The organism is Streptomyces sp. NBC_00704, from assembly GCF_036226605.1.
Lineage (GTDB): Bacteria > Actinomycetota > Actinomycetes > Streptomycetales > Streptomycetaceae > Streptomyces.
The window spans coordinates 1,754,428-1,769,425 of sequence record NZ_CP109000.1 but is presented as its reverse complement, the minus strand read 5'-3'; the positions used below and the strand labels follow the sequence as shown (position 1 = coordinate 1,769,425).

Sequence of the window (14,998 nt, the reverse complement as noted above, 5' to 3'; positions counted from 1 at the left end):
AGGGGGCCCACGTGCTCATCGACACCTACGGCCGAGTGGCCACCGACCTGAGGGTCTCGCTCACCGACCGCTGCAACCTGCGCTGCACGTACTGCATGCCCGAGGAGGGCCTGCAGTGGCTGGCCAAGCCCGACCTCCTCACGGACGACGAGATCGTCCGCCTGATCGGCATCGCCGTCACCACGCTCGGCATCGAGGAGGTCCGCTTCACCGGCGGCGAGCCCCTGCTGCGCCCGGGCCTGGTAGGCATCGTCGAGCGGGTCGCGGCCCTCGCCCCCCGCCCCATGATGTCGCTGACGACCAACGGCATCGGCCTGCGCCGCACCGCCACGGCCCTCAAGGCGGCCGGCCTGGACCGGGTCAACGTCTCCCTCGACACCCTGCGCCCCGACGTCTTCAAGACCCTCACCCGCCGGGACCGCCACAAGGACGTCCTCGAGGGCCTCGAAGCCGCCCGCGAGGCCGGCCTGACGCCGGTGAAGGTGAACAGCGTCCTGATGCCCGGCCTCAACGAGGACGAGGCGCCGGACCTGCTGTCCTGGGCCGTCGAGCACGACTACGAGCTGCGCTTCATCGAGCAGATGCCGCTGGACGCGCAGCACGGCTGGAAGCGCGAGGGCATGGTCACCGCCGGGGACATCCTGGCCTCCCTGCGCACCCGCTTCGACCTCACCCCCGAAGGGCAGGACGAACGCGGCTCCGCCCCGGCCGAGCGCTGGCTCGTCGACGGCGGCCCCCACCGCGTCGGCGTCATCGCCTCGGTCACCCGCCCGTTCTGCGCCGCCTGCGACCGCACCCGCCTGACGGCCGACGGCCAGGTCCGCACCTGCCTGTTCGCCCGCGAGGAGACCGACCTGCGCGCTGCGCTGCGCTCCGACGCCCCCGACGAGGAGATAGCCCGCATCTGGCGGCTGGCGATGTGGGGCAAGAAGGCCGGCTCGGGCCTGGACGACCCGAGCTTCCTGCAGCCGGACCGCCCGATGTCGGCGATCGGCGGATAGGGCCCCGGCACAGGACGACGGGACCGCCGAGGGCGCCCGTCGAGTACCAGGAGGAGGGCCCCGAGAAGGCGTGGGACAAGGCCTGCGAGAAGGGCTACGGGTGCTGCGCGGACTCCCACTCGGTCAGCGGGACGACGTCCTTGAGGAAGCCGCGCACTCCGAGGAACTGCGACAGATGCTCGCGGTGCTCCTCGCAGGCGAGCCACGTCTTGCGCCGCTCGGGCGTGTGGAGCTTCGGGTTGTTCCACGCCAGCACCCACACCGCGTCCACACGGCAGCCCTTGGCGGAACAGACAGGGGTCTCGTCACTCACTGCTTCGTCTCACCCACACGCACACAAAGGCGACGCCGAGCAGCCACGGGGGGAGCTGCCCGGCGTCGGTCCGTCGCTCCGACGGGGGATGCGGAGCGCGTACGAAGTATGTCACGGCCGACCGTCCCGACGGCACTGGAACAACATGATTGATCTGAGCTTTTCCTGAGCTTGTCGCACAGCCGGTTCACTGTTCGCGCACAGCCCGTTCACGGCCTCCGATCGCCCGGACCGTGCGCGGATTCGTGCGCGGATTCGTGCCGGCCTGCCTCCGGCGCGCCCTCGTCCCGCGGGCCGGATTCCGCTTGCGGGGCCGCCCCCGCGCGCTCGTCGTCGGCCTGCGGCTGGGCGATCATCGGCCGGACCGGAGCGGTCAGGAACGTCGAGGGGAGCGAGGGCACGTTCTCCCGCCCCGCGTTCGCGATCACCACCGCGACATAGGGGAGCACCAACCCCAGGACCAACGCCACGACGGCCACATGCCGTTCCACGTTCCACAGGCTCGCCGCCAGGATCACCGCCACGGTGCGCACCGACATCGAGATGATGTACCGGCGCTGCCGGCCCCGCACGTCGTCCTGGAGACCCTGCCGTGCCCCGGTGATCCGGAACACCTCGACGTTCCCGCCACCGCCCTGCTTCCGCATCACAATCCACCGTCCGCCCGCCTCGGCCTCTCACCGACTCTCCACGGTACGCCGCGCCCGGGCCCCCGCCGAGGCCGGGGCGTCCCTCACCGGGACGGACGGCTGCGCCGTCGCGCGTACGGCCGTACCCGACATGCGCCGTACGGCGACCGGACCGACACTGAGGGCAATGTCGGCGTAGGGCCGTACGAGGAGGCGTCAAAATGGGCTGGTTGTGGGCGATCATCGTGGGATTCGTGCTGGGCCTGATCGCCAAGGCGATCATTCCGGGCAAGCAGCACAGTCCACTCTGGCTGACCACCATCTTCGGCATGCTGGGCGCCATCGTGGGCAACGCGGTCGCCCGTGCCGTGGGGGTGGAGTCCACACCCGGCATCGACTGGAGCCGTCACGCGTTCCAGCTGATCGCCGCGATCATCATCGTCGCCCTGGGCGACATGCTGTACATGGCGACGCTGGGCAAGCGGAAGCAGCGAGCCTGAGGCACCCGCCCGAAGGGCGCGCCGCGCCAGGTGGGACGCGCCGAGGAGCGGGGCCGCGTCGAGGAGCGGCTGAGCCCAAGCGGTCGGTTGTGCACATGTGCACATGCTGACGCGGGACGACGAAGGGGCGGTCCCTCGCGGGAAGCCGCCCCTGGTGCGTCGTCAGCCGTGAGCCGTGCGCTGCGCTTCACAGGTCGACCGGTGGCTGCCCCGATCAACCGGATACCGCTCCGGTCAACTGGATACCGCTCCGGTCAACCCGTGGCGGCTCCGATCAACCGGATACCGTTCCGGTCAGCCGACGGCTGCTCCGGTCAATGGGTTACCGCTCCGGTCAACTGCCGGCTGTTCCGGTCAACGATTGACGCTGAGATCAACCAGCCGCCGGTCCGGTCAACGGTTGCCGTCGCGGTCAACTGATGGAACTCCCGTCAACCGGTAGCCACTCCCGTCAACCGGTAGCCGTTCCGGTCAACCGGTGATTTCCACCGCGGCCAGGTTCTTCTTGCCGCGCCGCAGCACCAGCCACCGGCCGTGCAGCAGGTCCTCGCGCGCGGGGACCGCGTCCTCGGCCGTGACCTTGACGTTGTTCACGTAAGCCCCGCCCTCCTTCACCGTCCGCCGGGCGGCCGACTTGCTGGCCACCAGGCCGACCTCGGCGAACAGGTCGACGACCGGGCCCGGCTCGGCGACCCGGACGTGCGGCACCTCGGAGAGGGCCGCGGCCAGCGTCCGCTCGTCGAGCCCGCTCAGCTCGCCCTGGCCGAAGAGGGCCTTGGACGCGGCGATCACCGCGGCCGTCTGGTCGGCGCCGTGCACCAGCGTCGTCAGCTCCTCGGCCAGCGCGCGCTGCGCGGCACGCGCCTGCGGACGCTCCTCGGTCTGCCGCTCCAGCTCCTCCAACTCCTCGCGGGACCGGAAGGACAGGATCCGCGAGTACGTCGAGATATCCCGGTCGTCCACGTTCAGCCAGAACTGGTAGAACGCGTACGGGGTCGTCAGCTCCGGGTCGAGCCAGACGGCGCCGCCCTCGGTCTTGCCGAACTTGGTGCCGTCCGCCTTGACCATCAGCGGCGTCGCAAGACAGTGCGCCTCGGCCTCCGGCTCCAGCCGGTGGATGAGGTCCAGGCCGGCCGTGAGGTTGCCCCACTGGTCGCTGCCGCCCTGCTGGAGCGTGCAGCCGTAGCGGCGGTACAGCTCCAGGAAGTCCATGCCCTGGAGCAACTGGTAGCTGAACTCCGTGTAGCTGATGCCCTCCTGGGACTCCAGCCGCCGGGCGACCGAGTCCTTGGTCAGCATCTTGTTGACGCGGAAGTGCTTGCCGATGTCCCGCAGGAACTCGATGGCCGACAGCCCGGCCGTCCAGTCCAGGTTGTTGACCATCACCGCGGCGTTCTCGCCCTCGAAGGACAGGAACGGCTCGATCTGCGCGCGCAGCCGCGTCACCCAGTTCGCGACCGTCTCCGGGTCGTTCAGCGTGCGCTCCGCCGTGGGGCGGGGGTCGCCGATCTGGCCGGTCGCGCCGCCCACCAGGGCCAGCGGACGCAGGCCCGCCTGCTGGAGCCGGCGCATGGTGAGGACCTGCACCAGGTGACCGACGTGCAGGCTGGCCGCGGTGGGGTCGAAACCGCAATAGAACGTGACGGGACCGTCCGCGAGCGCCTTGCGCAAAGCGTCCTCGTCGGTGGACAGGGCCCACAGGCCGCGCCACTTCAGCTCGTCGACGATGTCCGTCACGGTTCTCGTATCTCCTAGGTGGTCTTCGTGATGCTCTGCGGGCGGTCGGACCGGTCGACCGGACGACCGCCGGCTATGAGGTTATACGCCCTGGCTGACAGAACTCATATTGAAATCCGGCACCCGCAGCGCGGGCATCGCGGCCCTGGTGAACCAGTCGCTCCACTCCCGGGGCAGCGTCTTCTCCGTGCGTCCCGCCTCCGAGGCCCGGCCCAGCAGACCGACCGGCGACTCGTTGAAGCGGAAGTTGTTCACCTCGCCGACGACCTCGCCGTCCTCGACGAGGTAGACGCCGTCCCGGGTCAGGCCGGTCAGCAGCAGGGTCGCCGGGTCGACCTCGCGGATGTACCACAGGCAGGTCAGCAGCAGCCCGCGCCGGGTGCTCGCCACCATCTCCTCCAGGGAGCGGTCCTCGCCGCCGTCCAGAATCAGGTTGTCGCCCGCCGGAGCCGTCGGCAGCCCGGTCAGGGCGGCGCTGTGCCGGGTGGTCGTCAGATGCCTCAGCTCGCCCGCGTCGACCCATCGGGTGGAGCGCAGCGGCAGCCCGTTGTCGAACACCGACTGGTCGCCGCCCGAGGAGTGCGCGATGACGAACGGCGCCGACTCGAGGCCCGGCTCGTGCGGGTCGCTGCGCAGGGTCAGCGGCAGCTCGGTCAGCCGTTCGCCGAGCCGGGTGCCGCCGCCGGGCTTGGAGAACACCGTGCGGCCCTCGGTCGCGTCCCGGCCCGACGCCGACCACAGCTGGTAGATCAGCAGGTCGGCCACCGCCGTGGGCGGCAGCAGCGTTTCGTACCGCCCGGCGGGCAGCTCGATCCGCCGCCGCGCCCAGCCCAGCCGTACGGCCAGCTCCGCGTCGAGCGCCGCCGGGTCGACGTCCTTGAAGTCCCGCGTGGAACGCCCCGCCCAGGCCGAGCGCGTGCGGTCCGGGGACTTGGCGTTCAGCTCCAGCGTCCCGTTCGGCTGGTCGTGCCGCAGCCTCAGGCCGGTCGAGGTGCCCAGGTACGTCGAGACCAGTTCGTGGTTGGCGAACCCGTACAGTTCGCGGCCGCCGGCCCGCGCGCGGGCGAACGCCTCGCCCAGGGCCGGGGCGAAGTCGGCGAACACCGCCGAGGAGGTCTCCGCGGGCGGGTCGGTGAACTCCGGGGAGGGCGCCACGCCCGTCACCAGAGGCTGCGCGTCCTCGGCGGGTCCCGCCCCGCGCGCGGCGGCCTCGGCGGCCCGCACGAGGGGCTCCAGCTCGTCCGGGGTCACCGCGGCCCGCGAGACGACGCCCGACGCGGTGCCCTCCTTGCCGTCGACCGTGGCGATCACGGTGAGTGTGCGCCCGCGCGTGACGCCGTTCGTCGTCAGCGTGTTGCCCGCCCAGCGCAGGTTGGCCGTCGACTGCTCGTCGGCGATGACGACGCAGCCGTCCGCCCGCGACAGCTCGAGGGCGCGCTCGACGACCTCGTGCGGCTTGGTGCTACGGGCGCTCATCGGCCGGCCTCCTGCGTGGTGTTCAGAATGTTGACGCCCTTAAACAGGGCCGACGGGCAGCCGTGCGACACCGCCGCCACCTGGCCGGGCTGGGCCTTGCCGCAGTTGAACGCGCCGCCCAGGACGTAGGTCTGCGGGCCGCCCACCGCCGCCATCGAGCCCCAGAAGTCCGTCGTCGTCGCCTGGTAGGCCACGTCCCGCAGCTGCCCGGTGATCCGCCCGTTCTCGATCCGGAAGAACCGCTGCCCGGTGAACTGGAAGTTGTAGCGCTGCATGTCGATGGACCAGGAGCGGTCGCCGACGACGTAGATCCCGCGGTCGACGCTGCCGACGAGGTCGTCGGTGGACATCCCGGCGGGATCCGGCCGCAGCGACACGTTGGCCATGCGCTGCACCGGCACATGGCCGGGGGAGTCGGCGAACGCGCAGCCGTTGGACCGCTCGAACCCGGTCAGCTTCGCGATCCGCCGGTCCAGCTGATAGCCGACGAGCGTGCCGTCCTTCACCAGGTCCCAGGACTGGGCCGCGACGCCCTCGTCGTCGTAGCCGACGGTCGCCAGGCCGTGCTCGGCGGTGCGGTCGCCCGTGACGTTCATCAGGTCCGAGCCGTAGCGCAGCTTGCCGAGCTGGTCGAAGGTGGCGAAGGAGGTGCCGGCGTAGGCAGCCTCGTAGCCGAGGGCGCGGTCCAGCTCGGTGGCGTGACCGATGGACTCGTGGATCGTCAGCCACAGGTTGGACGGGTCCACCACCAGGTCGTACAGTCCCGGCTCCACGCTCGGCGCGCGCATCTTCTCGGCGAGCAGCTCCGGGATCCGCGCCAGCTCGTCGTCCCAGTCCCAGCCGGTTCCTGTGAGGTACTCCCAGCCGCGGCCGGCGGGCGGCGCGATCGTGCGCATCGAGTCGAACTCGCCGCTGGACTCGTCGACCGACACCGCGTTCAGCGCCGGGTGCAGCCGCACCCGCTGCTGGGTGGTCACGGTGCCGGCCGTGTCCGCGTAGAACTTGTTCTCGTGGACGGTGAGCAGCGAGGCGTCCACGTGGTTGATCCCGTTCGCCGCGAGCAGCCGCGCGCTCCAGTCCGCGAGGAGCGCCGCCTTCTCCTCGTCCGGCACGGTGAACGGGTCGATCTCGTAGGACGAGATCCACGTCCGGTCGGCGTGCACGGGCTCGTCGGCCAGCTCGACGCGTTCGTCGGACCCCGCGGCCTTGATCACCTGCGCGGACAGCTTGGCCATCGCCACGGCCTGCGAGGCGACGCGGGCCGCCGCGTCCATGGTCAGGTCCACCCCGGAGGCGAAGCCCCACGTCCCGCCGTGCACGACCCGCACCGCGTACCCGAGGTCGGTCGTGTCGGACGACCCGGCGGGCTTGGCGTCCCGCAGCCGCCACGACGCGCTGCGCACCCGCTCGAACCGGAAGTCGGCGTGAGCCGCCCCGAGCGCACGCGCGCGTGCGAGAGCGGCGTCGGCGAGGGCGCGTAGGGGTAGGGCCGTGAAACTTTCATCGATGCTATGGGGCACCTACGTCTCTCCCTGGTGTCGTCGCGTGTGAAGACCTCGATCATGTCGCGCCCGGCGACCGGTGGACCACACCTTCCGCCGGGCTTGCGCAAACTTTCTGTAGGGACCCGACAGCCAGTCCCGTGTGCCACTGTCGGTGCCCGAATGTCCGCGGGCCGAAGCGGACCGATAGGTTTCGAGGGAAGCCGCCTGCCGTCGAGAGTGCGGGCAGGCGCGTCAGATCCCAATCGAAAGGGTGATCCGTTGAGCCGCTCGGTTCTCGTCACCGGAGGAAACCGGGGCATCGGCCTCGCCATCGCCCGCGCGTTCGCCGACGCCGGCGACAAGGTCGCGATCACGTACCGCTCGGGCGAGCCGCCGGCCGCCCTGACGGAACTGGGCTGCCTCGCCGTCAGGTGCGACATCACCGATCCCGAGCAGGTGGAGCAGGCCTACAAGGAGATCGAGGCGCAGCACGGCCCGGTCGAGATCCTGATCGCCAACGCCGGCATCACCAAGGACCAGCTCCTGATGCGGATGAGCGAGGAGGACTTCACCTCGGTCATCGACACCAACCTGACCGGCGCCTTCCGGGTGGTCAAGCGCGCCAACCGCGGCATGCTGCGCGCCAAGAAGGGCCGCGTCGTGCTCATCTCCTCGGTGGTCGGACTGTACGGTTCGCCGGGACAGGCGAACTACGCCGCCTCCAAGGCCGCCCTGGTCGGCTTCGCGCGCTCCCTGGCCCGTGAGCTGGGATCGCGCAACATCACTTTCAACGTCGTCGCGCCCGGCTTCGTCGACACCGACATGACCAAGGCGCTCACCGACGAGCAGCGCGCGGGCATCGTCTCGCAGGTCCCGCTCGGCAGGTACGCGCAGCCGGAGGAGATCGCCGCGACGGTGCGGTTCCTCGCTTCGGACGACGCCTCGTACATCACTGGAGCCGTCATCCCCGTTGACGGCGGACTGGGAATGGGTCACTGATCATCATGAGCGGAATTCTCGAGGGCAAGCGCGTCCTGATCACCGGTGTGCTGACGGAGTCCTCCATCGCCTTCCACACCGCCAAGCTGGCCCAGGAGCAGGGCGCCGAGATCATCCTCACCGCGTTCCCGCGTCCCACGCTGACCGAGCGCATCGCCAAGAAGCTCCCCAGGCCCACCAAGGTCATCGAGCTGGACGTGACCAACGACGAGCACCTCGGCCGCCTCGCGGACATCGTCGGCGAGGAGCTCGGCGGCCTCGACGGCGTCGTCCACTCGATCGGCTTCGCCCCGCAGGACGCGCTCGGCGGCAACTTCCTCAACACGCCGTTCGAGTCGGTCGCCACGGCCATGCACGTCTCGGCGTTCTCCCTGAAGTCGCTGACCATGGCCTGCCTGCCGCTGATGCAGAACGGCGGATCGGTCGTCGGCCTCACCTTCGACGCCTCGTTCGCCTGGCCGCAGTACGACTGGATGGGCCCCGCCAAGGCCGCCCTGGAGGCCACCAGCCGCTACATGGCCCGCGACCTGGGCAAGCAGAACATCCGCTGCAACCTGGTCTCGGCCGGCCCGCTGGGCTCCATGGCCGCCAAGTCCATCCCGGGCTTCGGCGAACTGGCCTCCGTGTGGGACAGCCGTTCCCCGCTCGAGTGGGACCTCAAGGACCCCGAGCCGGCCGGCCGCGGCGTCGTCGCCCTGCTGAGCGACTGGTTCCCGAAGACCACGGGCGAGATCGTCCACGTGGACGGCGGTCTGCACGCCATCGGCGCGTGATCTGCCGCTGAACGCGCCTGACGGGTGAGGGCCCGCGTCCCCGGGGACGCGGGCCCTCACCCGTCGCGCGTACGCCCCTGTCGTGCGGCGTACGGCCCTGTCGCGCGTACGGCACCGTCACTCGTTCGGCCCAGCTGGCCGGGCGGCACGGGCGCCCGGATAGGCACTCTGGAGTGCGCGTTCCCCACGCGCGCCGCCCTCCCCAGCTCTGCCGAGGAGGTTCCCTTGTGCCCCTGTTCCGTCGTGTCGCTCCGGTGATCGCCGCGGTCGCCCTCGTCCTCTGTCCGCCGTACGGCGCGCACGGCCACGCACGCGTGAAGCGCCCGGAACCGTTCGGCGCCGAGTGCCGGATCGAGGTCGACGGCTCGCGCGTGATCGCGCACTGTCACAACCCCTACGCCGACACCGACCGGGTCGCCCTGCACATCGAGTGCGCGCGCTGGTGGGACGTGGACACCGACGGCACCCCCACCGACGTCGGTCCCGCCCGTTCCGTGCGGCTCACCGGCCGGTGCTGGAAGGAGGTCGGCTCGGCCTGGGTCAGCCACCGGAAGCGGTGAACCGCCCGGGCCGGCACAGCAGGGGATAGGTCGCCGCCTCGACCGCGGCCGTCTCCGCGTCGCGCGCGCGGATCGCGTCCACCAGCCGTGAATGGTCCATGTACGTCTCGGGCGTCAGCTTCTCGCCGACGTCGTCGCGCAGCCAGTCCCGCAGCACCTCGCCCAGGTCCGCGTACGTCGCCGTCATGACGTCGTTGTGGGAGGCCGCGACCACCGCCAGGTGGAAGGTCGTGTCCGCCGCCACGAACGCCTCCGCGTCGCCGGACTCCCAGGCCTCCTCGCGCCGCAGCAGCAACGCGTCCAGCTGCTTGAGGTCCTTCTCCGTGCGCCGCTCGGCCGCGAGCTTCGCCGCGCTCGACTCCAGCGCGGCGCGCAGTTCGGCGATGTGCCGGGGGTCGGCGCCGGCGAAGCGCCGGTGCATCACGCCCGCCAGTTCGCTGGTCGCGACGACGTAGGTGCCCGAACCCTGCCGGATGTCCAGCAGACCGTTGTGCGCGAGCGCGCGGACCGCCTCGCGGACGGTGTTGCGCGCGACGCCCAGTTGCCCGACCAGTTCGGGCTCGGTGGGGATGCGGGATCCCACCGGCCACTCGCCCGAGGTGATCTGGGTGCGCAGCGCGGCGATGACCTGCTCGGACAGAGCCGAGCGGCGGGGATGGCTCAGGGGCATGGCTCACCTTCGCACGGCTCGGGGTGCCGGGGGTCACACGGACGTGGACAACCAATCATCCTATGATTCTATGATGGACGGCATGGCAAGCGAGCAGACCCGCACGACGATGCCCAGGACGACGCCCGATCCGACGGCCACCACGACGCCGTCTCTTCCTCCCGCACCCGCGGAGGGCGAGCCGCCGTCGCGCGTCGCCCCGCGCGCGTGGACGACGCGACTGCTCCTCGTCGGCATCGTCCTGGCCGCCCTCAACCTCCGGCCCGCCATTACCAGTCTCGGCGCGCTCCTCGAAGAGGTCCGCGACGGGCTCGGCATGAGCGGCAGCGTGGCCGGACTGCTCACCTCCGTGCCCCCGCTCTGCTTCGCCGCCTTCGGCGTCATGGCTCCCCGCCTCGCCCGTCGCTTCGGACCGGGCGCGGTCGTGTGCGCGGGCATGGCCGCCATCGCGACCGGGCTGCTCGTCCGCCCCTACCTCGCGGGCGCCGCCGGATTCCTCGCCGCCACCGCCCTCGCCCTCATGGGCATAGCCGTCAGCAACGTCCTGATGCCCGTCATCGTCAAACGGCACTTCCCCGACCGGGTCGGCTCGATGACCGGCCTGTACTCGATGGCCCTCGCCCTGGGCACCTCCGCCGCCGCCGCGGTCACCGTGCCGATGACGGAGGCGCTCGGCGGCAGCTGGCGCACCGGGCTCGCGGTGTGGGCGGCCCTGGCGGCCGCGGCCGTCCTGCCATGGCTGCCTCTGGTACGGGAACGGAGGACGGAAGCGGGCGACGCCGCTACGCCGGCGAAGCGCTCGGACGGCACGACGGCGGCGGCCGACGCCCGGCACGGCCACGCACACACCCACGCGCGCGAGGGCCGCTCCTCCTCCGCCGCACTGCGCATCACCCGCAGCCGCACCGCATGGGCCCTGGCCGTCTTCTTCGGCCTCCAGGCCACCGCCGCGTACATCACCATGGGCTGGATGCCGCAGATCTTCCGGGACGCGGGCGTGTCCGCGAGCACGGCCGGAGTGCTGCTCGCCGTGACGATGGCGATGGGCGTGCCCCTGGCCTTCGTCATCCCGCGGGTCGCTGCCCGGCTGCCGCACCAGGGCCCGATCGTGGTCGCACTCGGCGCGTGCGGCCTCGTCGGATACGCCGGGCTCTACCTCGCGCCCGCCGCCGGGGCCTGGGTCTGGGCGGTGCTCCTCGGCATCGCCAACTGCGCCTTCCCGCTGGCCCTCACGATGGTCGGGATGCGGGCCAGGACGGGCGCGGGCGTCGCCCAGCTGTCGGCCTTCGCGCAGAGCACCGGCTACCTGATCTCCATCCCGGGCCCGCTGCTGGTGGGAGTGCTCTACCAGCACAGCGGCGGCTGGCACCTGCCCCTGGTGCTCATGGCCGCCCTGATGATCCCGCAGACGGTCGTGGGCGTCCTGGCCGGCCGGGACCGCACGGTCGAGGACGAAGCCACCCGCTGACCGCGCGCGGGACAGCTGCACCGGAGGCGTGCAAGCGCCCGCTGCGCCCTCCTGCGCGGCCGTCGGACGCTCTCGGGCGCCGAGGCTCTCCGCAGCCCCGACAGGACCGCTGCCGCCCTCCTGACCGGCCTTCTTGGCCGGCGCCCGTTCGCCCCCGGCGCGGCGGCCTGCGAACCGTCGGCGGGCCCGCCCAGGGGCACCGCGACAGTCGCCCTACAGCCCTCACACGCATCCCCACGGGCTCCCGTCGCGGCCGCTACCTCCCGGACAGGGCCCGCGCCCCCACGGCCTCCGTTGCGGTCGCAGGCAGCCCTCAGATGCGGCTGCTCCCCTACGACCCCCTGTCGAGGTCGCCCGCAGCCCTCACGCCTCCCGTGCGGCCACCCCACACCCCCGTGGCCTTCCTGCCGCCGGGGCGGCCCCACGCACGGCCTTCCACAGCCCCCGGCGCGGTCGCCGCCGATCCGGGGTGCGAGACTGGCCGTATGCCAGTGCTCGACCCGAATCCGCAGAACGGCCAGAAGAAGATGCTGATCGTCTTCGGCTCGTTCTTGGCCATCTTCGTGATCATCGCCGTCATCGCGACCCTCGCCTCGCCCTGACGCCCCCGTCCGGCACGCTGTCGCCGAGCCACCCGGACCCCATACCCGGCCGCCCCCCCCGGCCGCCGTACCCACGGCCCACCCAGCAGACCGGCACCTCTGGTCCGCCCGTGCCTCCGGCACGTCCGCGCCCCGCCCGCGGCGCCGAAGCCGCCCGTCTGACGGGGGTGGGGCTAACCCCCCCGTCCCCTAGGGGGTGAGGTTCAGGGTCAAGTGGGTGGATCACCTGATGGGTTGACGGCCGCCGATTCCGTAACTTCGAACCGTGACCGCACACGGCGCTCACGCCCACGGCCCAGGGACCTCGGTCCGGAAGCCGGGACACGGATCACTCGAAGACAGCGGAGGCAGTCATGTCGGCCCCAACGCACACCCGGCCCCACCCGGCCGCCTCGGGCGGCGTCGACACCCGGCTGCCCTGGTGGGCGCTGGCCCTCCCGGCGCTCGCCTTCGCCACCCTGCTGGTGCTGATACTGAACCCCGCCGACGCCCACGCGGCCGGCAGCGACCCCGTGATCACCCACCTCGTCGAGCGCGTACAGATGCTGATCGCCCGCTAGGGCCGGCCCCCGCGGCCCCGCCGTACCCGGAAAGCGGCGCCGGGCGACTTCCCGGCACTGGTGAGGCCCCCTGTCAACTACCCGCGCCCGCTGGCCTGTTTCATGCGAAGCTGGGACTCATGAGCGTCGCAGAAGCCCGCAGGATCGTCCTCTTCCGCCATGCGAAAGCCGACTGGCCACAGGTGACCGACCACGAGCGCCCGCTCGCTGAGCGGGGCCGTAAGGAAGCGGCCGTCGCCGGACGCAAGCTGACCGACAGCGGCATCCCCGTGGACCTCGCCCTGTGCTCCACCTCGACCCGCACCCGGGAGACGTGGAAGCTCGCGGTCCACGAGTTCCCGCAGCGGCCGAAAACCGTCTACGAGGAGCGGATCTACGAGGCTTCCCCGGGCGAGCTGATCGCCTTGCTCAACGAGACCCCCGACGACGTCCGCAACATCGTCCTGGTCGGCCACAACCCCGGGATCCAGGGGCTCGCCGAGATCCTGTCCGGCCGTTCCGACGGCGACGCGGGCGAGCGCATGAGCCGCCGCGGGTTCCCGGCCGCCGCCTTCGCCGTCCTCTCCTTCGACGGCTCCTGGAAGGCCCTGGAGCCGGGTACCGCCGCACTGCTCGACTACTGGGCGCCCGAAGAGTGAACTGACCGACCGGCACGCACGAGGGCCCAGCGCCGCATCGACGCTCTTGAACCAGCAGCGTCCCGCATCGCGCCGGGCCCTCCTCGTCCCCCGGCGGGCGCGTTCACCGGGTCACCGGGTCACCGGTCATCCGTCTCCGGTCGCCGCCACAGAAGGCACAGGGGGACGCCGCGTCACGTGTGAGACCTCGTCCGCCCGTGGAACCACAGGCGGCCTTTGCCGATCCGTGCCGTCGTCCGCGGATCCGTGCCGTGGCGGGCTTCGCCGGGGTCCGGCCGATGCCCGACCGGGCGGCGGGCGGGCTACCGCTCGTCGTGCGTCTCCGCGGCCTCGACCTCTTCGCGGGTGATGCCCAGCAGATACAGGACGGTGTCCAGGAACGGCACGTTCACCGCCGTGTGCGCCGCCTCGCGCACCACCGGCTTTGCGTTGAAGGCGACCCCGAGACCGGCCGCGTTGAGCATGTCGAGGTCGTTGGCGCCGTCGCCGATCGCGACGGTCTGGGAGAGCGGGACGCCCGCCTCGGCGGCGAAGCGGCGCAGCAGCCGCGCCTTGCCCGCGCGGTCCACGATCTCGCCGGTGACCCGGCCGGTCAGCCTGCCGTCGACTATCTCCAGCGTGTTGGCCTGCGCGAAGTCCAGGCCGAGCCGCTCCTGCAGATCATCGGTGACCTGGGTGAAACCGCCGGAGACGACACCCACCTGGTAGCCGAGCCGCTTCAGCGTCCGGATCAGGGTGCGCGCACCCGGCGTCAGCCGCACCTCGGCGCGCACCTTGTCCACGACCGAGGCGTCCAGCCCCTCCAGCAGCGCCACGCGCGCGTGCAGGGACTGCTCGAAGTCCAGCTCGCCGCGCATCGCGGCCGCCGTCACCTCGGCGACCTTGTCCTCACAGCCGGCGTGCGCGGCGAAGAGCTCGATCACCTCGTCCTGGATGAGGGTCGAGTCGACGTCCATGACGACGAGCCGCTGGGCCCGCCGGTAGAGTCCCGCGTCCACCACGGCGACGTCCACGCCCAGTATCCCCGCGTCCCTGACGAGGGCGGTGCGCAGCGGGCCCGCCTCCACACCGGAGACGGCGAACTCGACGGCGGTGACGGGGTACTTGGCCAGCCGGAAGATACGGTCGATGTTGCCGCCGGCCTTGGTGATCCTCGCGGTGATCGCCGCCGTGGCCTCCGCGGTGAGCGGATGCCCGAGCACCGTGACCAGCGACCGACCGAGACCGCGCGGCCGGTTGTCGCCGTGACCGGAGATGATCTCCGCCTGCATCTTCATCGACTCGGCCCAGCTGTGGACCGTCGAGCGCAGGTCGCCCTCGAGGCCGGGCGGCGGCTCGGTCACGAGCGCGCACAGCACCATCCGGCCCCGCGTGACGACCTGCTCGATGTCGACCACGTCGACGGAGTAGGCGGCGAGGGTGTCGAAGAGGCCGGCCGTGATGCCAGGCCTGTCCTTGCCGAAGATCTTGACAAGGAGCGTGGGAACGTCGGAGGACGAGGTCTGCGAAGCGCTCATGGTGCACCCACCGTATCCGGCACCCGGTGCCGTTCGCCGCCGAGGTCCGCCTGACGGACAGGCGCCCCTGA

General features: G+C 71.7%; 16 protein-coding genes. 9 read left to right on the top strand and 7 right to left on the bottom strand.

All coding sequences use genetic code 11. The features are described from left to right. The first annotated feature begins 11 nt into the window (after positions 1–11). Entirely contained in the window at positions 12–1,001 is a 990-nt protein-coding gene (gene moaA, locus OG802_RS07840; RefSeq protein WP_329408499.1) for a GTP 3',8-cyclase MoaA, read from the top strand. Positions 1,002–1,095: 94 nt separating this feature from the next. On the opposite strand, the gene OG802_RS07835 is transcribed toward moaA, so the two are convergent. After that, positions 1,096–1,314, bottom strand: a complete 219-nt coding sequence (locus OG802_RS07835; protein ID WP_329408498.1) for a hypothetical protein — start codon at positions 1,312–1,314, stop codon at positions 1,096–1,098. 209 nt (positions 1,315–1,523) lie between these two features. Continuing rightward, complete coding sequence (locus tag OG802_RS07830; RefSeq protein WP_329408497.1) at positions 1,524–1,961, bottom strand: DUF3099 domain-containing protein; 438 nt, start codon at positions 1,959–1,961, stop codon at positions 1,524–1,526. A gap of 203 nt (positions 1,962–2,164) precedes the next feature. Between OG802_RS07830 and OG802_RS07825 the strand changes: the two genes are divergently transcribed. Next, on the top strand, positions 2,165–2,443 hold the full coding sequence (locus OG802_RS07825) for a GlsB/YeaQ/YmgE family stress response membrane protein (RefSeq protein WP_329408495.1): 279 nt from the start codon (positions 2,165–2,167) through the stop codon (positions 2,441–2,443). Positions 2,444–2,914: 471 nt separating this feature from the next. On the opposite strand, the gene tyrS is transcribed toward OG802_RS07825, so the two are convergent. The 3 genes from tyrS to OG802_RS07810 form a co-directional block, all read right to left on the bottom strand. Next, positions 2,915–4,180, bottom strand: a complete 1,266-nt coding sequence (gene tyrS, locus OG802_RS07820; protein WP_329408494.1) for a tyrosine--tRNA ligase — start codon at positions 4,178–4,180, stop codon at positions 2,915–2,917. Between the two features lie 81 nt (positions 4,181–4,261). Next, positions 4,262–5,656, bottom strand: a complete 1,395-nt coding sequence (locus OG802_RS07815) for a metallopeptidase TldD-related protein (RefSeq protein WP_329408492.1) — start codon at positions 5,654–5,656, stop codon at positions 4,262–4,264. Then, positions 5,653–7,176 (bottom strand): TldD/PmbA family protein, encoded by a 1,524-nt coding sequence (locus OG802_RS07810; protein WP_329408491.1) that lies wholly within the window; start codon positions 7,174–7,176, stop codon positions 5,653–5,655. Before OG802_RS07810 ends, OG802_RS07815 begins: the two co-directional genes overlap by 4 nt. Before the next feature lie 243 nt (positions 7,177–7,419). Between OG802_RS07810 and fabG the strand changes: the two genes are divergently transcribed. The 3 genes from fabG (at position 7,420) to OG802_RS07795 (ending at position 9,472) form a co-directional block, all read left to right on the top strand. Continuing rightward, entirely contained in the window at positions 7,420–8,139 is a 720-nt protein-coding gene (fabG, locus tag OG802_RS07805) for a 3-oxoacyl-[acyl-carrier-protein] reductase (protein WP_329408489.1), read from the top strand. A 5-nt stretch (positions 8,140–8,144) separates the two neighbouring features. Beyond that, positions 8,145–8,912: an enoyl-ACP reductase FabI gene (gene fabI, locus OG802_RS07800; RefSeq protein ID WP_329408488.1), complete on the top strand. Its 768-nt coding sequence runs from the start codon at positions 8,145–8,147 to the stop codon at positions 8,910–8,912. A 227-nt stretch (positions 8,913–9,139) separates the two neighbouring features. Next, the gene (locus OG802_RS07795) at positions 9,140–9,472 is read left to right on the top strand and encodes a hypothetical protein (RefSeq protein ID WP_329408486.1); all 333 of its coding nucleotides are present in this window, start codon (positions 9,140–9,142) and stop codon (positions 9,470–9,472) included. Here OG802_RS07795 and OG802_RS07790 read toward each other — a convergent pair. Beyond that, complete coding sequence (locus OG802_RS07790) at positions 9,453–10,142, bottom strand: FadR/GntR family transcriptional regulator (protein WP_329408485.1); 690 nt, start codon at positions 10,140–10,142, stop codon at positions 9,453–9,455. The two genes, OG802_RS07795 and OG802_RS07790, sit on opposite strands and share 20 nt — an antisense overlap. A 70-nt stretch (positions 10,143–10,212) precedes the next feature. Between OG802_RS07790 and OG802_RS07785 the strand changes: the two genes are divergently transcribed. From OG802_RS07785 to OG802_RS07770, 4 genes are all read left to right on the top strand, one after another. Further along, positions 10,213–11,610 (top strand): CynX/NimT family MFS transporter, encoded by a 1,398-nt coding sequence (locus OG802_RS07785; protein ID WP_329408484.1) that lies wholly within the window; start codon positions 10,213–10,215, stop codon positions 11,608–11,610. A 485-nt stretch (positions 11,611–12,095) separates the two neighbouring features. Continuing rightward, positions 12,096–12,212, top strand: a complete 117-nt coding sequence (locus OG802_RS07780; RefSeq protein WP_329408482.1) for an SGM_5486 family transporter-associated protein — start codon at positions 12,096–12,098, stop codon at positions 12,210–12,212. 353 nt (positions 12,213–12,565) lie between these two features. Further along, complete coding sequence (locus tag OG802_RS07775) at positions 12,566–12,772, top strand: hypothetical protein (protein WP_329408480.1); 207 nt, start codon at positions 12,566–12,568, stop codon at positions 12,770–12,772. Positions 12,773–12,891: 119 nt separating this feature from the next. Beyond that, positions 12,892–13,410, top strand: coding sequence for a SixA phosphatase family protein (locus tag OG802_RS07770; protein WP_329408478.1), 519 nt, complete (start codon positions 12,892–12,894; stop codon positions 13,408–13,410). Positions 13,411–13,712: 302 nt separating this feature from the next. Here the strand turns inward: OG802_RS07770 and serB are convergent, their stop codons facing one another. Then, complete coding sequence (gene serB, locus OG802_RS07765) at positions 13,713–14,927, bottom strand: phosphoserine phosphatase SerB (RefSeq protein WP_329408476.1); 1,215 nt, start codon at positions 14,925–14,927, stop codon at positions 13,713–13,715. Positions 14,928–14,998 lie beyond the last annotated feature (71 nt).